The sequence below is a fragment of the Dyella nitratireducens genome (assembly GCF_014642835.1).
GTDB lineage: Bacteria > Pseudomonadota > Gammaproteobacteria > Xanthomonadales > Rhodanobacteraceae > Dyella_B > Dyella_B nitratireducens.
The window spans coordinates 76,879-98,631 of the sequence record NZ_BMJA01000007.1; the positions used below are offsets into that span (position 1 = coordinate 76,879).

The window sequence follows — 21,753 nt, forward strand, 5'->3', positions numbered from 1 at the left end:
TAGCTTGGATACGCTTGTATCAAAGCATCGGCAAGTTGAGCCCTTGCTCCTTCGCACACTGAATAGCGATGTCATAACCCGCATCCGCATGCCGCATCACACCCGTACCCGGGTCATTCCACAGCACCCGCGCAATGCGCTTGTCGGCCGCTTCAGTACCGTCGCACACGATCACCACGCCGCTGTGCTGGCTGTAACCCATGCCCACGCCACCACCATGATGGAAGCTCACCCACGTCGCGCCACCCGCGGTATTGAGCAGCGCGTTGAGCAGTGGCCAATCGGAAACGGCATCGCTGCCATCCTTCATCGCTTCGGTTTCGCGGTTGGGACTGGCGACCGAGCCGGAATCGAGATGATCGCGGCCGATCACGATCGGGGCTTTCAGCTCGCCCTTACGCACCATTTCGTTGAATGCCAAGCCAAGCTTGTGGCGCTGGCCCAAGCCAACCCAGCAGATGCGCGCCGGCAGGCCCTGGAAGCTGATGCGCTTCTCAGCCATATCCAGCCAGTTGTGCAGGTGCGGATCATCGGGGATCAGCTCCTTCACCTTGGCATCGGTCTTCATGATGTCTTCCGGATCGCCGGACAGCGCCACCCAGCGGAACGGACCAACACCGCGGCAGAACAGCGGACGCACGAAGGCGGGCACGAAGCCGGGGAAATCGAAGGCGTTGGCGCAGCCTTCGTCCTTCGCCATCTGGCGGATGTTGTTGCCGTAGTCGAAGGTGGGAATGCCTTGCGCGTGGAAAGCGAGCATGGCTTCCACGTGCTTTTTCATGGCTTGCTTGGCCGCCTTGGCGGTGCCGGCGGGATCGCTCTTGCGGCGTTCGAACCACTGCTCCACCGTCCAGCCTTGCGGCAGGTAACCGTTGATCGGGTCGTGTGCGCTGGTCTGGTCGGTGACGGCATCGGGTTTTACGCCGCGGCGTACGAGTTCGGGCAGCACGTCGGCGGCATTGCCGAGCAAGGCGATGGATTTGGCTTCACCGGCCTTGGTGTATTTCTCGATGCGTGCCAGTGCGTCATCCAGATCGGTGGCTTGCTCATCGACATAACGCGTCTTCAGGCGGAAATCGATGCGGCTCTGCTGGCATTCGATGTTCAAGCTGCACGCACCGGCCAGCGATGCGGCCAGCGGTTGCGCGCCGCCCATGCCGCCGAGGCCGGCGGTGAGAATCCACTTGCCTTTGAGGCTGCCGTTGTAATGCTGGCGGCCCATTTCCACGAAGGTTTCGTAGGTGCCCTGCACGATGCCTTGCGAGCCGATGTAGATCCACGAACCAGCCGTCATCTGGCCGTACATCATCAGGCCTTTCTTATCCAATTCGTTGAAGTGCTCCCAGTTCGACCAGGCCGGCACCAGGTTGGAATTGGCGATCAGCACGCGCGGCGCATCCGCATGGGTGGGAAACACGCCGACCGGTTTGCCGGATTGCACCAGCAGGGTTTCGTTGTCGTTGAGGTCGCGCAAAGCGCGCAGGATGGCGTCGAAACACTCCCAGTTGCGTGCGGCGCGGCCGATGCCGCCGTAAACCACCAGTTCCGCCGGGTTTTCCGCCACGGCCGGGTCCAGGTTGTTCTGGATCATGCGATAGGGGGCTTCGGTGAGCCAGCTTTTGCAGGTGAGCGCCGAACCATGCGGCGCGCGAATGGTGCGGGTGGTATCGATGCGGGTGGGGGCGTTCATCGGGGATGTCCTGCGACTGCCTAGGGAAAGCCGCCATTATGGGCGTCCCGTTTCGAGGCCGCCAACTGCGCTGCGGCAAAACCGATCTTTGCGTGCAAAAAACTGCCATGTCTATTGACGGGCCTTTCACAGCCGCTCAGGCTCGGCAATGAAATCCAAGGGTAGCCCGCGCAATCAGCGCGGCTTTACGAGCGAGATGTAACCGCAGGTCCGTCATCAGCGAAGGTGACAGGCGAGTCCATGGAGGGATGGCATCTTTCTGCAACCTACAACCAGCAGGACATGATCCCATGCATGCCCCACCTCCCCTTTCTCGCCGCAGTGTTTTTCTACGCTTCGCGCTGATCGCATTCGTGCTGCTCGTCATTGTTCTGGCTTTCGGCTATGTCGGCAGCTGGCTGGCACCACAGCGCCTGACGGCGCAGCGCATGGTGAATCAGCTGCAAGCCAATGCCGGTGTCTTCCCGGGCTATCGCCGCAACCACGCCAAAGGTGTGTGCGTGGCCGGTTATTTCGACAGCAATGGTCAGGCGCAAACCTATTCGGTCGCGCAAGTGTTCTCGCCGGGACGGACACCCGTCGTGGGACGTTTCGCGGTTCCCGTGGGCAATCCCTATGCGCCGGACAGCAGCGCCCCCATCCGCAGCCTGGCCTTGCGCTTTGCGCAAGCAAATGGACAGCAATGGCGCACCGGCATGAACAGCATGCCGGTATTTCCGGTCGCCACGCCGCAGGCGTTCTACGAACTGCTGCAGGCACAGCAACCCGATCCTTCGACCGGCAAACCCAACCCGGCCAAAGTCGGCGCGTTCTTCGCCGCGCATCCTGAAACGGCGGCGTTTCTCGCCTGGGTGAAAACGGCCAAGCCCTCCGCGAGCTATGTCACCAATAGTTATTGGAGCTTGAATGCCTTCGAGTTCATCGATGCGAATGGAGAAAAACATGCAGTGCGCTGGCGCATGGTGCCGGAAGCCAGCGGTGATGCCGTCGGCGGCAGCGATGCGAATTATCTGGATGCCGATCTGGCGCAACGGCTTGCACAAGGGCCGCAACGCTGGCACCTGATGGTGACGCTCGCCAACCCCGGCGACCCTACCGATGATGCGAGCAAGGAGTGGCCGTCGGATCGGCGAGAAATCGATGCCGGCACATTGGTCCTCACCAGCACCCAGCCACAGGAAAGCGGCGAATGCCGCGATATCAACTACGACCCGACCGTGTTGCCGCACGGCATTGAGATTTCCGACGATCCCCTGCTGCCTGCACGCTCCGCTGCATACGCCACGTCGTATCTGCGCCGCACCAGCGAGGAAGCGCATCTTCCCGGCACTGCCGCAGCGACCACCAAGCCGGAGACCAAGTGATGACGCGCTCACCTGACCAGTTCGTGCTTGCTGCCCGTGTACTGCATTGGCTGATGGCGATCATGATCGTGTCGATGTTGTTTATCGGCGTCGGCATGGTGGCATCGGTTTCGGAACGGCATGATTGGCTGCTCGCCATCCACAAACCGCTCGGCATAGCGATACTCGTGCTTGCCGTGATCCGGCTTATCGTGCGTCTACGCAATCCGCCACCGCCCTTGCCCGCCGACTTGCCCGCCCTGCAAAAGCTCGCGGCGCATGCTTCGCATTATCTGCTGTACGCGTTGATGCTGGTGATGCCATTGGTGGGATGGGCCATGTTGTCGGCAGGTGGCTATCCGGTGATGCTTAGCCATTCACTGCGCTTGCCACCGATTTTCCCGGTGAATGCCACCGCATTTGCGATCCTGCGGCATGCACATGCGTGGCTGGCAGCGCTGTTGTTCTTGACCTTCCTCGCGCACCTCGGTGCGGCGCTGTATCACGGCTTGATTCGCAGGGATGGGGTGCTTTCCAGTATGACTGGCATCCGTCACGAGCCGGAATAAGCGAAGCTGTAAGCTTGCTTAGGTCGATAGGCATCGTTTGAAGACACTGAGCCCCGGCGTTCGCCGGGGCGACGATGGGATGGTGAGTGCAAGTTCAACGCCGATCAGGCGTCGCTGGCGTTGATGTCCGAAAACGGCGAGTTTCCCGTTTGCAACGGTGCTAGCCTGCACGCATGACACAACTCCACACCGTCCCCACGCTGGACCCGCAAACCTGCGAACGGGCCCGACTGAGTCGCGATGCACGCTTTGATGGGCTGTTCTTCATTGCCGTCAGCACCACCCGCATCTACTGCCGGCCGGTATGTCCTGCTTCGCCTTCACCCAAGCGCCAGAACGTCAGCTATTACACGACGGCCGCGGCGGCGGAAGCGGCGGGGTTTCGCCCTTGCCTGCGCTGCCGGCCCGAGTTGGCACCGGGTAACGATGCCTGGCAGCGCGGCGATCACGTGGTGTCGAGCGCATTGAAGCTGATCGATGGCGGCCTGCTGCAAGATCATCCGGTGGATGAGCTTGCGCGCCGTGTCGGTGTCGGAGCACGGCAGTTACGGCGCTTGTTCGTGGAACGCTTGGGAGCGCCGCCCATCGATGTGCACACCACGCGCCGGCTGCTGTTTGCCAAGCAGTTGCTGACCGAGACGAATATGCCCGTCACCGATGTGGCGCTTGCATCGGGCTTCAGCAGCTTGCGGCGCTTCAATGCGGCGTTCTTGCAGGCCAACCGCATTGCGCCGCGCGAGCTGCGCAGGAAACCGCATGCGAGCCATAGCGACAGCCTGGTACTGCGCCTGCATTACCGGCCGCCTTACGACTTCCACTCGCTGCTGGCCTTTCTGCGCGGCCGTGCCCTGCCCGGCATCGAAGTGGTCGATGAGGAAAGTTACACGCGTGTCTTCGGTCCCGCTGAAACGCCGGGCTGGTTGCGGCTGAGTGCGTGGCCGGACAAGGAACATGCACTGCGTCTGCAACTGCATTGCCCGCAGCCGGCGAAGATGCTATCGGTGGTGACGCGCATTCGCCGCATGTTCGATCTGGACGCTGATCCGCAAGCCATTGCAACGGCCTTGCAGACGACCGCACCGATGCGTGCCTCGTTGCGCAAATACCCGGGCCTGCGTTTGCCTGGCAGTTGGAACGGTTTTGAAGTGGCAGTGCGTGCGATTCTCGGCCAGCAAGTGAGCGTGGCAGCGGCACGCACGCTTGCATCGCGTGTGGTGCATCGCTACGGCGAAGCATTGCCCGTGCCGGTAGCGCCTGGACTGGAGTGCCTGTTTCCCAAACCCGACGTCTTGGTGGATGCCGATCTCAATGCCTTGGGCATTACCACTGCACGCGCGCAAAGCATTCGCGGTGTCGCGCGTGCAGTGCTGGATGGCCGCGTGGATTTTCGCGTCGAGCAATCGCTGGATGAGTTCGTGCAACGCTGGGTAGCCTTGCCCGGTATCGGCGAATGGACGGCGCACTACATGGCGATGCGCGGCATGAGCCATCCGGATGCGTTTCCGGCTGCCGATTTGATCCTGCGCCGCGCTGCATCCACCGATGGCACTATGCTCAGCACCAAGGCATTGACGCAGATGGCCGAAGCATGGCGTCCGTGGCGAGCCTATGCGGTGATGCATCTATGGCGCAGTGTGAGCGAGCCGGCCAAGCTGTCCGCTGCGCCCCGAAAGAGAACAGCGGCATGACGACCTCAAACGATATCTGGTACGACTATCTATCCACACCCATCGGCAAGCTGTTGCTGGCTGCCGATGCGCAAGGCTTGCGCGAAGTGTGGTTCGAAACCGGAAAGCACCAGACAACGCCTGACCCGGCGTGGAAGCACGATCCGGCCCAACTCGCGTTCGCGCGCAAGCAACTGGAAGAATATTTTGCGGGCACGCGCACGACGTTCGATTTGCCGTTGCATCCAATTGGAACGCCGTTTCAAGTCGCGGTGTGGCATGCGCTGGCGAAGATTCCTTACGGCACCACCATCAGCTACGGCGACATGGCAAAACGCATCGGGCAACCGCAGGCGGTACGCGCGGTGGGGGCTGCCAATGGGCGCAATCCGTTGCCGATCGTGTTGCCTTGCCATCGGGTGATCGGCGCGGACGGGAGCTTGACGGGCTTTGGTGGCGGCTTGCCGACGAAACGATACTTGTTGGCGATGGAAGATCAGATTGCACGAGGTGACTTGTTTGGGGTGGCATTGGGCCGCTCATGACAAACACCATCGTCACTCGGCTCATTCGGCAACTCGACCTGCAGCCGCATCCAGAAGGTGGCTTTTACCGGCGCACTTACCAATGCGATGAGTGCGTCACGCGAGCGGACGGCACACCACGTAGCGCATCAACGGGCATCTATTACCTGCTGCACGATCAGGCCTACTCCGCCTGGCACCGCATCGACTCGGATGAAATGTGGCACTTCTATGCTGGCGATCCGCTGCTGATTCACATGCTGGACGACCGCGGTGAATTGAAAGTGCAACGGCTTGGGAACATGCTGCAAGAACCGGATGCGGTGTTTCAGTACGTGGTACCGGCGGGCTGCTGGTTTGCGGCGGAGCGCGAAGGACCGCAAGGGTATTCGCTGGCAGGTTGCACGGTGGCACCAGGGTTTGAATTCGCAACCTTCGAACTGGCGGATACCCAGGCGCTGCTGAGTCGCTACCCGGCGCATGAGGCTGTGATCCGACGACTGGCACCAGGCGGAAACGGCGCGTAGCTCTTTTACAATGCACGGTCTTCAACACCGTGGCAGCGCATGTCTTTTACGCATCCCTCCAACCTGATCATCATTGGCGGAGGCCCTGCTGGGTTGATGGCCGCCGAAACAGCACGTGCGCAGGGTTTGGAAGTCGATCTGTATGAGGCGAAAGGTTCGGTCGGGCGCAAGTTTCTGATCGCCGGCAAGGGTGGCATGAACCTTACGCATAGCGAGCCGCGGCTGGCGTTCGACAAGCGGTATGGCGAGCGCACCAAGGACATCGGCGCATGGCTGGATGATTTCGATGCCGATGCGCTACGCGCATGGGCACGTGGCCTTGGCGTAGACACCTTTGTTGGCAGCTCCGGCCGTGTTTTTCCCAGTGACTTGAAAGCGGCGCCACTGTTGCGCGGCTGGGTGCATCGGCTGCGTGAAAGTGGCGTGCGTTTTCATGTGCACCATCGTTGGCTCGGTTGGCGCGATGATGGCGCTTGGCATTTCGCCACGGCGGACGGCGAGAGCTTCGTGCATGCAGGTGCGGCAGTTTTAGCGCTGGGTGGTGGCAGTTGGCCACAGTTGGGTTCGGATGGTACGTGGCAGGCGCGGTTGGTTGAGCGTGGCGTCGACGTTGCCCCCTTGCAGCCTGCCAATTGCGGCTTCGACATCGGATGGAGTGCGCACCTGGCCTCGCACTTCGCCGGTGCGCCAGTGAAGCCTGTTGCCGCGCGTCTGCATGATGGTTCCGGGCATTCGCCTATGCTGCAAGGCGAATGTGTGATCACCGAAACCGGCATCGAAGGCAGTCTGATCTATGCGCTATCCGCCAGCTTGCGCAACACCATCGCCCAGGAGGGCTATGCCGTGTTGGAGCTGGACCTGGCGCCGGACCGTACATTGGATCGGTTGCGCCATGATCTCGCCAAGCCGCGCGGAAGTCGCACGCTGAGCGAGCATCTGCGGCGTCAGGCTGGGTTGGTGGGTGTGAAGACGGCTTTATTGCACGAGGTGCTCGATACGGCACAACGCAACAATACGGACGTTCTGGCACGTACCATCAAATGCCTGCCCTTGCGCTTGAAACAGCCACGTCCCATGGCCGAGGCCATCAGCAGCGCTGGCGGTGTACGGCTGGAAGCTTTGGATGATGCCTTGATGCTGACTGCGCTGCCCGGCGTGTTTTGCGCGGGTGAGATGCTGGATTGGGAAGCGCCTACCGGTGGTTACTTGCTGACGGCATGTTTTGCGAGTGGGTATCGCGCGGGGCTTGGTGTGGCGGCATGGTTGAAACACAACATCGCGTAATCCTGTTCTCGTCATTCCGGCGAAAGCCGGAATCCAGTACAAACGCGCCGTGCGAAGCACACAACATAAAAAAATATCGTGTCCTTCGGACGCATATTAAAACTGGATTCCGGCCTTCTCCGGAATGACGGTGAGGTATTGCGAAACTCCCTGCATATGATGGGGCGTGAATCGTGCTTACAAACCAAGATCACTTAGCCCCGGATGATCATCCGGCCTGCGTCCTTGCGGCCAATGGTATTTGCGTTCCGATTCGGCAATAGGCACATCATTGATGCTCGCATGCCGCTCGGCCATCAAGCCGTTTTCATCGAACAACCAGTTCTCGTTGCCATAGGAACGAAACCAGTTACCGGAATCGTCATGCCACTCATAGGCAAAACGCACAGCAATGCGGTTGCCATCGAACGCCCAAAGCTCCTTGATCAAGCGGTACTCCAACTCTCGCGCCCATTTGCGCGTAAGAAAAGCCACGATGGCATCGCGGCCGCTGAGGAATTCCGAACGATTGCGCCAGCGGCTATTAGGCGTGTACGCGAGCGCTACGCGGCCGGGCTCGCGCGTGTTCCAGGCATCCTCGGCCAGGCGGACTTTCTGGATCGCGGTTTCGCGCGTAAACGGCGGCAAGGGCGGGCGTTGCTCAATCGCAGACATGAGGGCTCTCATCAGGTGGCACGGGGAATTGGCATTGTAATTCCTGGCCCGGTCCGGCCTGCATAAAAACTTGCGACGGTATGCGGCATGTCAACGCACCACCGGACATGCTGAATTAGTCATATAACTGCGTCATGATTCACGGCTGATCGAAACTCGGGTTCCATTCCATGAAACGCTTATCCAGCCTGCTGCTTTGTTCGCTCATTGCCCTGGGGGGCTGCGCCACGCATCCCTCTGTACCGGCCGGAACGGAGGCGCAACAGGCCAAGGCTGCGGCCACCGCGCCACTGCTGCTTATCTCCATCGACGCCTATCGCGCCGACTACATCAACCGCGGTTTCAGCCCCACCTTGCAGCAACTCGCTGCCACGGGCGTGCATGCCGATGGGATGCAGCCGTCGTTTCCCTCGTTGACGTTTCCCAATCACTACGCCATCGTCACCGGCCTGGTGCCGGACCACAACGGCATCGTCAACAACACCATGGTCGATCCGGAACTGGGCAAGTTCTCGTTGAAGGACCGCAAGGCAGTGAGCAATGAATTGTGGTGGGACCAGGCCACGCCACTGTGGGTGACGGCCGATGCAAACGGACTGCGTACCGCAACCATGTTCTGGCCCGGCTCCGAAGCAAATATCCAGGGCAAGCATCCGGATTACTGGAAACCATACGACGGCAAGGTGACACCCGACCAGCGTGTCGACCAAGTCCTTGCGTGGCTGGATCTGCCGCAGGATCAACGCCCCACCTTCCTGACCCTGTATTTCGATGCGGTCGATCATGCCGGCCATGAGCACGGGCCGGACTCAGCGGAAGTGAACCAGGCATTGCGCGGAACCGATGAAGCCATGGCGCGCCTGGTCGATGGTCTGCGCCAGCGTGGCCTATACGACAAGATCAATATCATCGTGCTGGCCGACCACGGCATGGCGAGCGTACCGCTGGAAAACAGCATTCTTATCGACAAGCTGATTCCGATGGACGACGTGGAGGAAGTGAGCCTGGGTGTGGTGGCTGGCTTCAATCCCAAGCGCAAGCACGATTTCAATGCCATCGAGGAAAAGCTCGAACAGCCGCAGCAGCATATGCATTGCTGGGACAAGACGCGCATCCCTGCACGCTTCAACTACGGCGCCAATGCACGCGTGCCGCAGCTGGTGTGCCTGGCCGACGTGGGTTGGCGCATTACCACCACGGACTACCAGGCCAAGCACGCTGGCCACATAAGCATTGGCGAACACGGCTATGACAATGCCGATCCGCTGATGCAGGCTTCGTTTATTGCACATGGGCCGGCGTTCCAGAGCGGCATCCGTTATCACAGTTTCCCCAACGTGGACGTCTATCCGCTGATGGCGCATTTGCTGGGGATCTCGCCGAAGTTCAGCGACGGGAAGTTCGAGGATGTGCAGGGGATGTTGAAGCCGGAGCCGGCGCCAGCCCAATAACGCTTGGTATCTGATTAGCGTCGAGCATCAACAATACGAGATGCAGTTCCCTCCCCTGCTTGCAGGGGAGGGTTAGGGTGGGGTGCGAGCGAAGCGAGCGGCAGGCGATCCTATATCGCAGCAAGGTGCATCCGGCCACACGCTGCTTGCTATCTAAAGTCAATTCGGCTGTGCGCTAAAGCACAAGCAACCCCAACCCGGCCCTCCCCTACTGCCGCAGGGGAAGGGGTAGTTCTAGGTAAAAATAGGGCAGCACTTGAGCATCGCGCCGCATGCCACGAAAGTAGCGGCCATGAACATCGAACTCCGCCACCTGCGTTACTTCGTCGCCGTCGCCGACACGCTGCATTTCGGCAAGGCTGCCGAGCGGCTGGGCATGTCGCAGCCGCCGCTCAGCCAGCAGATTCGCCAGCTGGAAGACGCGGTCGGCGCCCGCCTGCTGACGCGCACCAACCGGCGCGTGGCCTTGACCGAGCCCGGCCGGGTGTTGCTGCAGGAAGCGCGCGATATCCTCGAACGCACCGATCGCGCCGTGGACCTGGTTCAGCGCGCGCAACGCGGCGAGCTGGGTGAACTGCGCATCGGCTTTACGCGCACGACGCCGCTTTCGCAGGATATCCCCGGCGCCATCTTTGCGTTCCGCCAGCACTTTCCCGCGGTGCATTTGCAGCTGGAAGAAATGAATTCGCTGCAGCAGGTCGATGCGCTGCTTGAGCGCCGCTTGCAGGTGGGTATTCTGCGCCCGAGTACGCTGCCTTCATCCCTGATTTCCAAGCGCCTGTTCCGCGATCCGCTGGTGGCGGTGCTGCGTTCGGATCACCCCGCGCTGAAGCGTGTGGGTGCGCGCGGCAAGTTGTCGGTCAAAGTATTGGCGCAGGAACCGTTCGTGGTGTTCGCACGCAACGCCGGTGCAGGCGTGCACGAACATGTCATGACGTTGTGCCGCGAGGCAGGCTTTGCACCACGCATTTCGCAGGAAGCGCGCGAGGCATCCACCATCATCGGCCTGGTTGCCGCCGGCTTCGGCGTGGCGATTCTGCCCCAGTCTTGCGATCACATCCGCGTGGAAGGGGTCAGCTACGTGGCGTTGGCGGAAACGAACGCCATGTCGGAAATCCACGTGGTGTATCGCGATGACGAGCGTTCGCCGCTGGTGCCACGTTTCGTGCAGTTACTCACCGCAGCCAAAGGCTAGCGTAGGTTGGGATGCAAACCCCAACAATTCGTGTACATATGCATGTCGATGTTGGGGTTTACACCCCAACCTACGGCATCGCTCCCTTACTCATGGGTGCAGGTGGCGTGGCTAACTGCGGTAAAGGCGGTAGGCGATACAGGCACAACGCGATCAGCAAGCCGGCCAGCACCAGCGCACCGACGAACAGCGCAACGCCTAGCCAATGATACGCTGCATAAAACAAGCCACCACTCCAGCCAGCTACGCTCGAACCCATGTAATAACTGAAAAGGTACATCGACGAAGCCTGTGCCTTCGCCGCACCGCCACGCCGCCCTACCCAGCTGCTGACGATGGAATGGCCGCCGAAGAAACCGAAGGTAATGGCCGTCAGGCCAAAGATGATCAACCACAGCGATGCTGTCATGGTGCATGCCACGCCCCATAGCATCAGCGCAAACGCCGTCCAGAGTACTTTGCGCCGACCCAGTTTGCCGGCCAGATGCCCCATCCAGGCCGAGCTGAAGGTGCCGACCAGATAGATGCCGAAGATCAGGCCAACCACGGTCTGGCTGAGATTGAACGGCGGCGCCAGCAAGCGATAGCCCAGATAGTTGTAGACCGTGACGAATGCGCCGAGCAGCAGAAAGCCTTCCAGGAACAACCACGGCAGGCCGGGATCGCGAAAGATGCCGGCGAAGCGGGAAAACAACGCACGCCATTGCAAGGCTTGAGGATGGAAGTGGCGCGACGGCGGCAAGGCTTTCCAGAACACCAGGCCAGCGATCAAACCAATGATGCCGACCACGGCGACACCAGCGCGCCAGCCGGCAAAGTCAGCCACCACGCCGGCTATCAGTCGCCCGCTCATGCCGCCAATCGCGCTGCCGCTGATGTACAGGCCCATGCCCAGGCCAATCGATTCGGCATGCATTTCTTCGGTGAGATACGTCATTGCGACGGCCGGCAAACCGCTGAGCGTGATGCCGAGCAGCGTTCGCAGCGTCAGCAGCGCGTACCAGTTCGGCATCAACGCAGTGAGCAACACCAGCACGGCGGAAGAAAGCAGCGACGCTACCATGACCGACTTGCGTCCCACTGCATCAGACACGCCGCCCGCAAACAGCATGGCGAAGGCCAGCACGCCAGTGGTCAGCGACAGCGACAACGCGCTGGTAGCGGCACTGATGCCGTAGTGCTGGCTGAACAGCGGCATCAGGGGCTGCACGCAATACAGCAAGCCGAAGGTCGCCAGACCGGCGGCGAACAGCGCGAGGTTGGTGCGCTTGAAGGCCGGGGTGCCGTGGCGGATGAGGTTGTCCGTTGAGAGGGTGTCCATAACGGTGCGGCGTGGTCGCGACAGTGACTCGAAGTTCCTCGCCGTCATTCCGGCGAACGCCGGAATCCAGTATTAATACGTCGTGCGAAGCACACAAAACCTTTGTATTGAATGCTTCGCATACCATGTTTGTACTGGATTCCGGCGTTCGCCGGAATGACGGTGAGGGCGCTCGGTTTTTTTCAGGTAGCGCAAGCATAGAGTTCCTTCCGTGGAACGTCGATAACACCGCAAGTCCGGCTCGATAGCCGGCACGTATCAATCCGCGAATGCCGCCATCGATAAAGCATCACGCACAATGCCGCGCACCTGAGTGGGCGCTTCCAAGTTGGCGTGATGCCCTGCCCCATGCACGACATACATGCGTGCTTGCGGCAAGCCTTCGAGGAGTTCCTGCGCCAGCTGATGCACTTCGATCTGGTCTTCGCTGCCGACGATCAGCACGGTTGGTACATCGATTTCATGCAGGCGTTCGAGTGCACTGGGCTTCGGCGTGCGTTGATCTTGCGCAGCACGTGTCCAGTAGCTGGTTTCGCGCTTGAACAACTGCGAGGTCATGGCTTCGGTATGCCTGCGGGCGACGGGGTCCACTTCGCTGACGGCACGGCGTGGACCGTCGGTGAAAGCGCGTAGCGAGCTATCGATCATGCCATTGACGTCGAAGGTGCCGAGTGCCTGCAGAAAAGCGCGCGCTGCCGGCGTGCTGTCGGCGAAGCGGCCCCAGTAGCCGGGACCGATGAGGATCAGTGCGCTGACACGCTGCGGATGCGCCAGCGTGAAATCCAAAGCGGTGGCTGCGCCACCGGAACAGGCGAGGAAGGCGGTGCGTTGTATGCCGCATGCGTCCAACACGGCGGCCAGATCTTCGTGATGCGCGTAGCTGCCAGGTTCGATGCTGGAGCGGCCGAAACCGCGGGCGTCATAGCGCAGTACGCGATGCGTGTCGGCCAAAGCAGTGAATTCGAAGTCCCATTGTCCACGGTCGACCAGGAAGCCGTGCAGCAGGGTGATGGCGTCGCCCTCGCCGGTTTGTTCGGCGTAGAGGTGGGCGTGAGGGACGCCGATGCAGTGTGACGTCGAGTTGGTCATGGTGCTCCCTTTCTCCGATAAGCAAGCCCCTCCCCCTGCTTGCAGGGGGGAGAAACATCAACGCGTTTTGAACTCCCGCGCCGCCAGCTTCGGCACGAACACGGATGGTGCATACCCTGACGGCTTGTCGCCCACCGCTACGCCACCATGAATCCGCGTCTGCTGGATGTCGGCAAACATGTAATACGGGAACGGTTTTTCCGTAGCGCTGACGGCATCCAGACGAGCACGCAAATCAACCGGCAACTGGAAAGCAAGCGCGGCGAGATTGGCGTCGAGCTGTTCCAGCTTGGTGGCGCCGATGATGACGGAGGCAATGCCCGGCTGCGTCGCCACCCAGTTCAACGCGACGCTCGCCATGCTCTGGCCGGCTTCCTTGGCTACCTTCTCCAGTTCGGCAACGATCTTCCAGTTGCGCGCGGTAAAGCGTTCGAAGCCTGGCGCGTTGCCGATCTTGGCCAGCCGTCCATCACCCTCGCCACCTTGCTGGCTGGGCTTGTACTTGCCCGACAGCATGCCCATCGCGAGCGGGCTCCATGCCGTGATGCCCATGCCGAGGTTCTGCCCCAGCGGCACGTACTCATGCTCGATGTGGCGCTCGGCCAGCGAGTATTCGAGTTGCATGTTCACCAGTGGCGTCAACGCATGCGCTTCGGCAAACGTCTGCGCGCGCGCCGCATACCAGGCAGGAATGTCGGAGAGTCCGGCGTAGCGGATCTTGCCCGCGCGCACGAGATCATCGAGCGTGCGCACCACTTCTTCAGCAGGCGTGATGCGGTCCCAGGTGTGCAGCAAATACAGATCGATGTAATCGGTACGCAGGCGGCGCAGCGAACCTTCCACCGCGCGCATGATGTTCTTGCGGCCGTTGCCGCCGGCATTGGGATTGCCGGGCTCCGCGTTGTAGGTGAACTTGGTGGCGAGTACGACGCGATCCCGCGCACCGCTTTCTTCGATGAACTTGCCCAGCATGCTTTCGCTGGTGCCTTCGGTGTACATGTCGGCGGTGTCGATGAAGTTGCCGCCGGCTTCCAGGTAACGATCGAACATGGCGCGGGCGGTCTGCTCCGCCGTGCCCCAGCCCCAGTCATCGCCGAAGGTCATGGCACCAAGGGCTAGACGGCTGACGCGCAGGCCGGAACGTCCAAGCGTGAAGTATTGATCGAGCGACATGGCTGAACTCCGTAGTGGGTGACGACGGGGTGCAGTGTGCGCTGGCCGATCATGTTGAAAAACCACCATCAGCTTGATGCATTATGTAGCCATGCTAATAAATGGAGAGCCAGGCCATGCGCGACCACTACGCCCTGCGCGCCTTCCGCGCCGTCGCCGAGTACGGCAGCTTTACCCGCGCGGCGGCGGCACTGGAGGTGACGCCATCCGCGCTGAGCCAGACCGTGCAGCAACTGGAAGGCCAGCTCGGCACGCGGCTGCTCCAGCGCACCACGCGACGCGTGGGGCTGACCGAAGCCGGCCAGGAAATGCTCCAGCGCATAGCGCCTGCACTCAACGAACTGGATGTGGCCCTGGATGCGATCCGCCAGCATGGCGACCGCCCACGCGGCACCATTCGCCTGACCGTGGCGAGCGTGGTGTCCCGCGCCATCATCGAGCCGATGCTCGGTGAATTCATGGCGCGCTGGCCCGACGTGCAACTGGACATCCGCGTGGAAGACGGCCTGACGGACCTGGTGGCCGAAGGCCTGGATGCAGGGATCCGTCTGGGCGAACGCCTGCAACGCGACATGGTGGCCATTCCCATCGGCGGACCGATGCGCGCGGTCGTGGTGGGATCATCGGATTACTTCAAGCGTCATGGCTACCCGAAAGAACCCAAGGAACTGCAACGCCACAACTGCATCCGGCATCGCTTCGCCAGCAGCGGCGCCATTTATCGTTGGGAATTCGCGCATCGCAGCGGCCAGCAAAAAGGCCGCTGGTACGAAATCGCCGTCGACGGGAGCCTCACCGTCAACGACGTTCCGCTGGCTTTACGCGCTGCCGAAGCTGGCATCGGCCTGACGTGCATGTTGGAAATCTCTGCACGTGCCGCCATCGATGCAGGGCGGCTGGAAAGCGTGCTCGGGCCATGGCTGCCGCCGTTCGACGGTTTCTACCTGTACTACCCGAGCCGCTTCCAGGTTCCCCCGAAACTGCGTGTGTTCATCGATTTCATTCGCGAATGGGGTGCGCGTGACATGAATGCCTCGCAGCAACGCGTTCAACGATAACGGTAGTAGCCGCCTACCCATACGTGTCCCGGCCCCCAATATCCAGGCACCCATACACGCGCCGGACGTGGTGCAACGACGATGCAGCCAGTCTGCATCAGAACACCGCCAAACACGGCCAGCGCAATCAAAAGCTTGGGAAGGTATCGACGCATGATGGTTCTCCTGTGAGCAGTGGAAACTCACGTCGGAAAACGCAGCGAAAAAACGTTGCGATGACGATGCCAAGCTGAACTGATGCCGAGGGTTCAGGCTGCAACTTTCCTCTCCCTTTCGAGCTGTGAAAGAAACCTCATGCTCGCCGCCCCGGCGTAAGCTGGCCGACAGCGACCAGCCCGTTTTTGGCATCACGAGGTGCGTACTCCTTCGCATCAGGGCTGTCACCGAATCCGCTATAACCGCTCGTGATGACAGGCGGGGGAAATCATGTCGTTGCGCAGTCTGGCGTGGAGGTTGGCTCTATGGGTGCTGGCCGGTGCGGCGCTTGTGTTCGTCGCCAGCGGCTATTTGTTGTTTCACCTGGTGGGCAAGCAATTGCTGCAGCAGGCACAGCGTGAATCCGCGGCACTGGCGAGCCAGGGCAGCAGCCTCGTCCAGCTGCGCCTGAACGACATCACCAACACCACCCGCGTACTGGCCGCCGTTATCGAGCCGCGCCCGCGGAACGCCGCATCGCTGATTCATGACGCCCTCGCGGACAATGCCGATCTTGCAGGTCTCGCCGCAGCATTCGTGCCGGGCAGCACCGCGGCACAAGAGGCGGGGCAATCACCGTTCGTCGACCGGCAGAGCGATGGAACGCTCGCGCACCGGGATCTTTTCAAAGACCCGCAGCCTTACTGGAACGCAACATGGTTTCAGCAAGGGCTGGTTTGCAACCAAGGATGCTGGCATCCGGTGTTCTGGTCGCAATCGCGGCATCGGCTGCTGGTCAGCTATTCGGCACCGATGCAGGCCGACGACAACACCATCGGTGTCGTCAATGCGGATGTCACGCTGGATTGGCTGCAAGGCGTCTTGCTATCGATGCATCTACCGGCCGGCACCCATGCTTTCGTGATGGATCAGCAAGGCAGGTACTTGGCCAACGATGCCGTGGAACAGGTAGGCAAGGAAGCCCAAACCACCCTGCTCAGCCAACTGAGTGCACCAAGCCTGCCGGAATACGCGAACGCACACCGGTTGAATCTGCAGGGCGAGCGAGCATGGATGTACGACCAGCCGATTGCGGGCACGCAATGGAAATTTGCTGTGGTCGTGCCGGAGGAACTCATTTATGCGCAGGTACGCCATGCGTTCATGTCGGTGCTGGTGCTCGGCGCGCTGACGATACTGTTGCTGGGACTGATCGTGATGATCACCATCCGGCGCACGTTGGCACCGCTAGGTGTGCTCGCCGAACGCGCAGAGCTGGTTGCACGCGGCGCGCTGGACTTTGCGCTTCCACGTGTACGCCGCCATGACGAGGTGGGCCGGCTTACACATGCGTTCGACCGGATGCGCCTTGAACTGGCCGCGCACCTGGAAGAACTGACCCGCGTGGCGCAAGAGCAGGCGCGGCTTGCCAGCGAACTCGACATCGCACAGCAGATCCAGACAGCGTTGCTGCCCGGCCCGCATTATCTCGATGCGCGCTGCCAGAACTTTGAACTGTTTGCCGTGCTGAAACCCGCACGCAGCGTCGGCGGCGATCTGTATAGCTATTTCATGCTGCCCAATCAGCGCTTCTGCTTCATGGTGGGTGACGTCGCCGATAAAGGCATTCCCGCGGCCTTGTTCATGGCGCGCACCATTACGCTTGCCAAGGCCATGGCGTCGCGCGCGCAATCGCCTCAGCACTTGCTGCAGCTGATCAACGATGAGTTGTGCCGCAACAACGACAGCTGCATGTTCGTGACCTTGCTGTGCGGCTTTCTGGATGTGGCGACCGGCTATATGACGCTCGCCAGCGCAGGGCACGATCCACCGGTGCTATGGGGCAATCAGGCGCCGCGCTGGTTGCCGGTCACGTCAGGCTCTGCACTCGGCCTGGACGAAGCCGCTTCATTTCCGGCCATACGCGTTCGCCTGAAACCGGGCGATACCTTGTTGATGTACACCGACGGCGTGACCGAAGCTGCCAGCAAGACGCTGGAGCAATACGGCGGCGAAAGGTTGCTGGCCAGGCTGGGTCAGTTCCACGATGCGACCGATGGAACGGGACCCCGAGATCCGACGAAGTTCCTGGTCGAGGATATCGAGGCATTTTCCGCCGGCCACGGTCAGAGCGATGATATCGCCTTGCTCGCACTACGCTGGAACCATGCCGGACTGGACAAGGGGACGCTGATGCTCGATCTGGTTTTTCCCGCTACGCTGGAAAAAGTGTTCGACACGCTCAATCTCTGCGCGGAAACCCTGCACGAAGCCGGCATACGCACCGATGTGCGCGCCGATGTGCGCCTGGTGCTGGAGGAGTTGATGGTGAACATGGTTCATCACGGCAACCTCCATGGAAGCGAAAGAACCATCGGCCTGCGCATGATGATCATCGACGAAGCCGTGCTGGTGGAGCTGAACCACGACGGCGCGCCATTCGACCCGCTGCAATTCGGCTCCCCCACCCTTACCGGCGATCTTGCGGACCGCGAGGACGATGGCGGCCTGGGCATTCATCTGGTGCGGGCCATGTCCAGCGAACTGAACTACACGCATGACGAAGACGGCAATCATCTTCAACTGCGCTTTGCTAATCCTACGGAGCACGGCCATGGCACTTAATCTGCGCATCGATCCGTTCACCCCTCAGCGATCCACGCTTTACCTGGAAGGACGGCTGGATGCCATCAGCTTCGGCGAGTTCGACAAGCAAGCCGACAAGGTGCTGGAGCAGATGAACACCGGCAGCACCCTGGTGCTCGATCTATCCGCGCTCGATTACATCAGCAGCGCAGGCCTTCGAAGCATTGCCAAGGCCAGGAAAGCGATGCGCGCGCGCGATGGCCAGACTTTGCTGGTAAATCCGCAGGTGCAGGTGCGGAAAGTGTTCGACATCGTGAAGGCGGTGCCGGTGAATGAGATTTTCCAGAACGTGCGGGAGTTAGATGATTATCTGGATCGGATTCAACGGCGGGTGTTGCATGAGGGAGAGGAGTTGGAGTGACCGGACCGTAGCGTCGCAGGTTGGCGTGCAAATCCCAACATGATGGGCGATGGACATGGCGACGTTGGGGTTTACACCCCAACCTACGGGACACGAGCGAAATTACGCATTTTCTACGCCCGCGCACGCACCCTTTACTCGCTTTGTATGCAGCCTTCGCCACAATGCACGCCGCGCCGATGTCCAGCAGGCTTGCAGCCGGAGGCCGCCACGCGAGGTAGCGGGCAGCAGCCTTCCGATGATCCGGCTCCGGCTGCAAACCTGCTGGACATCGCTCTGCCCATTGACAGGCAAAGGCCACTAACTTGGCGCCATTCGCCACTGCAAACCGTGATGCAGTTGGCTTCGCAGCGATCCCTCACCATGGCGCAACAAGAGCATAACGCAACCAGGTTACGTTAATTTGCCATCACATTCGGACGTCCATACGTCCGAATAAAGACGGCAGCATAAACTATGCAAGATTTTTCACCGGCTTCACGCAAGCATCTTCAATCGATGGCAAAAACATCGACCTGCCATTCACCCTGTTCGGCCTATAAAGCCGCGCCCGACATTCAACGGGCAACCTGATTGGCCACGAACGTCAGCGGTGCTGCAAATTTTACTCGTCGTCCCAGCTTTCACCGGGATGACGGCAACACATAACTGAAGTTCGGAGCCCATCAGCAAGGGCGATGCAAGCAAGTCATGTCCATCCACTGATGAGGGGAATTGCCATGCATGCGATACGCAACAGCCTAAGTATGAAGATGCTTTCCACTGCACTTGTTGTGGCGACTTTTGGACCGGGAAGCGCAGCATACGCACAAACACAAAGTGTCCAGTTCAGCAGTGAAGCGGATTCCGATAGTGGTACGGCAACGCAAACACTGCTTGGACTGCTCCCGACAACCCAAACCTGGGGGCCGGACGACCAAAGCGAGACGACCAACTCCGGCAGCAACAGCGAACCGGCGCCGTCCGTTACCGAAAACATCAACGGTGTAACGACCTATCAATCCCAAGACGATGACAACAGCACCGATGCAGGGAGCGGTGCCGACCAGGCCAACGCCACCTCCTCTTCCGGAAGCGGCAGCGCCCTGGGCGGGCTAATCACCTGGAGCAACCTCTCCATCCAGGAAACCTGCCTGCCAGACGGCAGCATCGGCGACCAGATTGACTGCACCGTTTATGAATCCATTACCAACCTTGATGTCAACGGCAAGCCGGCGACCACAGCAGGCAGTTTTGCTCCTGGAACATCCATTCCCGTCTCCGGCAATATCCCGGATACGAATTGCCCGCTCGGCACGGACAGCTTTAGCGGAAACATGGTCTTGGATAATTCCATCCTTGATAGCGGAACCGAACAGGGCTCCGACGCGGAAATCGCCATCCAGATAACCGGTACTGCCACCTGTTATACCGCGGATCTCGTGCCGCTCTACACCACTGGCTACAACGAGCAGATTGGCGGTCCAGATATCTACTACAAAGGCACATATTCCTTGTACGTCGTGCGGACTTGGAATGACTACAATTATTATTAGTGGGTGGACTACTCACCCCTACGCGTGCCAAAGGCGATGTGTTTAATCGCAAATCCGGCGAGCTCAAAGCTCGCCGGATTTTTCATCACACCTGCACTGATCGCGCCTTTAAGCTAGCCGTTGCATCGCGGCACGGTAGCGAGAGGCGATGCGTGCTTCATCGCGGTGATGGAAATCACGCACCACCCAGCGTCCGCCGGCCATGACATGGCGCACCAGTGGCGTGTTGCCGGCGAACAGGAAGCTATCCATCGCCGAGCGCGCATCACGTGCCGCAAGCAGAGGCGATTCGCTGTCGAGCACGATGAAGTCGGCCCGCTGTGCCGGTGTGAGTGAACCGATCGGCAGATCGGCCGCCAGCGCCCCGCCCTTCAACGCGGCGCGCCAGAGTGTTTCACCCACACTTTCGCCGGCATGGCGTGCAGCGACATTGCGGTGGCGCGTGCTTAGCCGCTGGCCGTATTCAAGCCAGCGCAGTTCTTCGACAGGTGATATGGAAATATGCGAATCCGAACCAATGCCGAGTACGCCACCGGCATCGATATAGCGTGCAAGCGGAAACAGGCCGTCGCCGAGATTGGCTTCCGTGGTGGGACACAATCCAGCGATGGCTCCGCGGTGTGCGAGCTGCGCGGTCTCGCTCTCGGTGAGGTGCGTGGCGTGCACCAGGCACCAGCGATGATCGACCGGCGCATGATCGAGCAGCCATTCCACCGGGCGTGCACCGCGCGTGGCGAGGCAGTCCTGCACTTCACCGATCTGTTCGGCGATATGGATATGGATGGGGCCATTTTTCAGCGCGTCGTGTTCCATCACGCCGCGCCATGCGTGCTCTGGAATGGCGCGTAGCGAGTGCAAGGCCACGCCAACACGCACATCGTGGCTTTCATGCTTGCGCAGATTGCCGAGCAATTGCAGATAGCCATCCACGTGGTTGCCGAAGCGCCGCTGGCGTGGTGACAGTGCGCGGCCATCGAAGCCGCCGCTCATATAGAGCACGGGCAGCAGCGTCAACGCGATGCCGGCTTCGCGTGCCGCCTCGATCAGCGCCAGCGACATGGCTTCCGGCTGCGCATAGGGGCTGCCATCAGGCTGATGATGCAGGTAATGGAATTCGCAAACCTGGGTGTAGCCGGCCTTAAGCATTTCCACGTAGAGCTGCGCGGCAATGGCTTGCAAGGTATCCGGGTCGATACGCTCGGCGAAGCCGTACATGGTTTCGCGCCAGGTCCAAAAGGAATCGTCGCCGGGGCCGCGGCGTTCGGCCAGGCCGGCCATGGCACGCTGGAAGGCATGCGAGTGCAGGTTCGGCATGCCGGGCAACACCCAGCCGTCGAGGTATTCAGGCGATTCGCCGGCCGAAGCAATGATCCGCCCAGTGCTGTCCACGCCGAACGCGGCGTCGGTTTGCCACTGCGCACCCTGCCATAGATGATGGGCTTGAAACTGGTAGACCGGGGCCGTATCGCTCATGAACAATCTCCTTGTAGCCCATCAAGTGTAACCGGCGGCACGCAGCCGTACTCGCATT

Annotated in this window: 19 protein-coding genes; 12 read left to right on the forward strand and 7 right to left on the reverse strand. The window is 60.8% G+C overall.

Annotated elements, in window-relative coordinates; genetic code table 11:
* Positions 1-19: 19 nt before the first annotated feature.
* A complete protein-coding gene (gene hutU, locus IEX75_RS23440) occupies positions 20-1,690 on the reverse strand; it encodes a urocanate hydratase (protein WP_188798390.1) in 1,671 nt (556 codons plus the stop codon).
* A gap of 290 nt (positions 1,691-1,980) precedes the next feature.
* Between hutU and IEX75_RS23445 the strand changes: the two genes are divergently transcribed.
* The 6 genes from IEX75_RS23445 to IEX75_RS23470 all read left to right on the forward strand — a co-directional run bounded on the left by IEX75_RS23445 (position 1,981) and on the right by IEX75_RS23470 (position 7,604).
* Entirely contained in the window at positions 1,981-3,054 is a 1,074-nt protein-coding gene (locus IEX75_RS23445) for a catalase family peroxidase (RefSeq protein ID WP_188798392.1), read from the forward strand.
* On the forward strand, positions 3,054-3,602 hold the full coding sequence (locus tag IEX75_RS23450) for a cytochrome b (protein WP_188798395.1): 549 nt from the start codon (positions 3,054-3,056) through the stop codon (positions 3,600-3,602). The genes IEX75_RS23445 and IEX75_RS23450 overlap by 1 nt, the downstream gene beginning before the upstream one ends.
* Positions 3,603-3,775: 173 nt before the next feature.
* On the forward strand, positions 3,776-5,290 hold the full coding sequence (locus tag IEX75_RS23455) for an AlkA N-terminal domain-containing protein (protein WP_188798397.1): 1,515 nt from the start codon (positions 3,776-3,778) through the stop codon (positions 5,288-5,290).
* The gene (locus IEX75_RS23460) at positions 5,287-5,814 is read left to right on the forward strand and encodes a methylated-DNA--[protein]-cysteine S-methyltransferase (protein WP_188798399.1); all 528 of its coding nucleotides are present in this window, start codon (positions 5,287-5,289) and stop codon (positions 5,812-5,814) included. Before IEX75_RS23455 ends, IEX75_RS23460 begins: the two co-directional genes overlap by 4 nt.
* The gene (locus IEX75_RS23465; protein WP_188798401.1) at positions 5,811-6,320 is read left to right on the forward strand and encodes a cupin domain-containing protein; all 510 of its coding nucleotides are present in this window, start codon (positions 5,811-5,813) and stop codon (positions 6,318-6,320) included. Before IEX75_RS23460 ends, IEX75_RS23465 begins: the two co-directional genes overlap by 4 nt.
* Positions 6,321-6,359: 39 nt before the next feature.
* Entirely contained in the window at positions 6,360-7,604 is a 1,245-nt protein-coding gene (locus IEX75_RS23470; protein WP_188798403.1) for a TIGR03862 family flavoprotein, read from the forward strand.
* Between the two features lie 177 nt (positions 7,605-7,781).
* Here IEX75_RS23470 and IEX75_RS23475 read toward each other — a convergent pair whose 3' ends face one another.
* Positions 7,782-8,258 carry a nuclear transport factor 2 family protein gene (locus tag IEX75_RS23475; protein WP_229721059.1) on the reverse strand — a complete coding sequence of 159 codons (477 nt, stop codon included), beginning with the start codon at positions 8,256-8,258 and terminating at the stop codon, positions 7,782-7,784.
* 170 nt (positions 8,259-8,428) lie between these two features.
* On the opposite strand from IEX75_RS23475, the gene IEX75_RS23480 reads away from it, so the two are divergent.
* Together IEX75_RS23480 and IEX75_RS23485 are read left to right on the forward strand one after the other, a co-directional pair.
* Positions 8,429-9,709, forward strand: coding sequence for an alkaline phosphatase family protein (locus tag IEX75_RS23480; protein WP_188798407.1), 1,281 nt, complete (start codon positions 8,429-8,431; stop codon positions 9,707-9,709).
* A gap of 292 nt (positions 9,710-10,001) precedes the next feature.
* Positions 10,002-10,904 (forward strand): LysR family transcriptional regulator, encoded by a 903-nt coding sequence (locus IEX75_RS23485; RefSeq protein WP_188798408.1) that lies wholly within the window; start codon positions 10,002-10,004, stop codon positions 10,902-10,904.
* Positions 10,905-10,974: 70 nt separating this feature from the next.
* Here IEX75_RS23485 and IEX75_RS23490 read toward each other — a convergent pair whose 3' ends face one another.
* The 3 genes from IEX75_RS23490 to IEX75_RS23500 all read right to left on the reverse strand — a co-directional run bounded on the left by IEX75_RS23490 (position 10,975) and on the right by IEX75_RS23500 (position 14,487).
* Entirely contained in the window at positions 10,975-12,225 is a 1,251-nt protein-coding gene (locus IEX75_RS23490; protein ID WP_229721060.1) for an MFS transporter, read from the reverse strand.
* 258 nt (positions 12,226-12,483) lie between these two features.
* Complete coding sequence (locus IEX75_RS23495) at positions 12,484-13,314, reverse strand: alpha/beta fold hydrolase (protein WP_188798410.1); 831 nt, start codon at positions 13,312-13,314, stop codon at positions 12,484-12,486.
* A gap of 57 nt (positions 13,315-13,371) precedes the next feature.
* The gene (locus IEX75_RS23500; RefSeq protein WP_188798411.1) at positions 13,372-14,487 is read right to left on the reverse strand and encodes an aldo/keto reductase; all 1,116 of its coding nucleotides are present in this window, start codon (positions 14,485-14,487) and stop codon (positions 13,372-13,374) included.
* Positions 14,488-14,603: 116 nt separating this feature from the next.
* On the opposite strand from IEX75_RS23500, the gene IEX75_RS23505 reads away from it, so the two are divergent.
* Positions 14,604-15,545: a LysR family transcriptional regulator gene (locus IEX75_RS23505; protein WP_188798412.1), complete on the forward strand. Its 942-nt coding sequence runs from the start codon at positions 14,604-14,606 to the stop codon at positions 15,543-15,545.
* Here the strand turns inward: IEX75_RS23505 and IEX75_RS23510 are convergent.
* Positions 15,536-15,700: a hypothetical protein gene (locus tag IEX75_RS23510; protein WP_188798413.1), complete on the reverse strand. Its 165-nt coding sequence runs from the start codon at positions 15,698-15,700 to the stop codon at positions 15,536-15,538. The two genes, IEX75_RS23505 and IEX75_RS23510, sit on opposite strands and share 10 nt — an antisense overlap.
* Positions 15,701-15,971: 271 nt before the next feature.
* Here IEX75_RS23510 and IEX75_RS23515 point away from each other — a divergent pair, with 271 nt between their 5' ends.
* From IEX75_RS23515 to IEX75_RS23525, 3 genes are all read left to right on the forward strand, one after another.
* Entirely contained in the window at positions 15,972-18,305 is a 2,334-nt protein-coding gene (locus IEX75_RS23515) for a SpoIIE family protein phosphatase (protein ID WP_188798414.1), read from the forward strand.
* Positions 18,295-18,687 (forward strand): STAS domain-containing protein, encoded by a 393-nt coding sequence (locus IEX75_RS23520; RefSeq protein WP_188798416.1) that lies wholly within the window; start codon positions 18,295-18,297, stop codon positions 18,685-18,687. Before IEX75_RS23515 ends, IEX75_RS23520 begins: the two co-directional genes overlap by 11 nt.
* A 719-nt stretch (positions 18,688-19,406) precedes the next feature.
* Positions 19,407-20,222: a hypothetical protein gene (locus IEX75_RS23525; RefSeq protein WP_188798418.1), complete on the forward strand. Its 816-nt coding sequence runs from the start codon at positions 19,407-19,409 to the stop codon at positions 20,220-20,222.
* A 108-nt stretch (positions 20,223-20,330) separates the two neighbouring features.
* Here the strand turns inward: IEX75_RS23525 and IEX75_RS23530 are convergent, their stop codons facing one another.
* A complete protein-coding gene (locus tag IEX75_RS23530; RefSeq protein ID WP_188798420.1) occupies positions 20,331-21,695 on the reverse strand; it encodes a formimidoylglutamate deiminase in 1,365 nt (454 codons plus the stop codon).
* Positions 21,696-21,753 lie beyond the last annotated feature (58 nt).

Bases quoted from the DNA above. Each gene is read 5' to 3' on its own strand.
- IEX75_RS23465 (WP_188798401.1), top strand. From the start codon at position 5,811: ATGACAAACACCATCGTCACTCGGCTCATTCGGCAACTCGACCTGCAG.
- IEX75_RS23490 (WP_229721060.1), bottom strand. From the start codon at position 12,225: ATGGACACCCTCTCAACGGACAACCTCATCCGCCACGGCACCCCGGCC.
- IEX75_RS23455 (WP_188798397.1), top strand. From the start codon at position 3,776: ATGACACAACTCCACACCGTCCCCACGCTGGACCCGCAAACCTGCGAA.
- IEX75_RS23510 (WP_188798413.1), bottom strand. From the start codon at position 15,700: ATGCGTCGATACCTTCCCAAGCTTTTGATTGCGCTGGCCGTGTTTGGC.
- IEX75_RS23520 (WP_188798416.1), top strand. From the start codon at position 18,295: ATGGCACTTAATCTGCGCATCGATCCGTTCACCCCTCAGCGATCCACG.
- IEX75_RS23515 (WP_188798414.1), top strand. From the start codon at position 15,972: ATGTCGTTGCGCAGTCTGGCGTGGAGGTTGGCTCTATGGGTGCTGGCC.
- IEX75_RS23450 (WP_188798395.1), top strand. From the start codon at position 3,054: ATGACGCGCTCACCTGACCAGTTCGTGCTTGCTGCCCGTGTACTGCAT.
- IEX75_RS23460 (WP_188798399.1), top strand. From the start codon at position 5,287: ATGACGACCTCAAACGATATCTGGTACGACTATCTATCCACACCCATC.
- IEX75_RS23445 (WP_188798392.1), top strand. From the start codon at position 1,981: ATGCATGCCCCACCTCCCCTTTCTCGCCGCAGTGTTTTTCTACGCTTC.
- IEX75_RS23480 (WP_188798407.1), top strand. From the start codon at position 8,429: ATGAAACGCTTATCCAGCCTGCTGCTTTGTTCGCTCATTGCCCTGGGG.
- IEX75_RS23475 (WP_229721059.1), bottom strand. From the start codon at position 8,258: ATGTCTGCGATTGAGCAACGCCCGCCCTTGCCGCCGTTTACGCGCGAA.
- hutU (WP_188798390.1), bottom strand. From the start codon at position 1,690: ATGAACGCCCCCACCCGCATCGATACCACCCGCACCATTCGCGCGCCG.
- IEX75_RS23485 (WP_188798408.1), top strand. From the start codon at position 10,002: ATGAACATCGAACTCCGCCACCTGCGTTACTTCGTCGCCGTCGCCGAC.
- IEX75_RS23500 (WP_188798411.1), bottom strand. From the start codon at position 14,487: ATGTCGCTCGATCAATACTTCACGCTTGGACGTTCCGGCCTGCGCGTC.
- IEX75_RS23525 (WP_188798418.1), top strand. From the start codon at position 19,407: ATGCATGCGATACGCAACAGCCTAAGTATGAAGATGCTTTCCACTGCA.
- IEX75_RS23470 (WP_188798403.1), top strand. From the start codon at position 6,360: ATGTCTTTTACGCATCCCTCCAACCTGATCATCATTGGCGGAGGCCCT.
- IEX75_RS23495 (WP_188798410.1), bottom strand. From the start codon at position 13,314: ATGACCAACTCGACGTCACACTGCATCGGCGTCCCTCACGCCCACCTC.
- IEX75_RS23505 (WP_188798412.1), top strand. From the start codon at position 14,604: ATGCGCGACCACTACGCCCTGCGCGCCTTCCGCGCCGTCGCCGAGTAC.
- IEX75_RS23530 (WP_188798420.1), bottom strand. From the start codon at position 21,695: ATGAGCGATACGGCCCCGGTCTACCAGTTTCAAGCCCATCATCTATGG.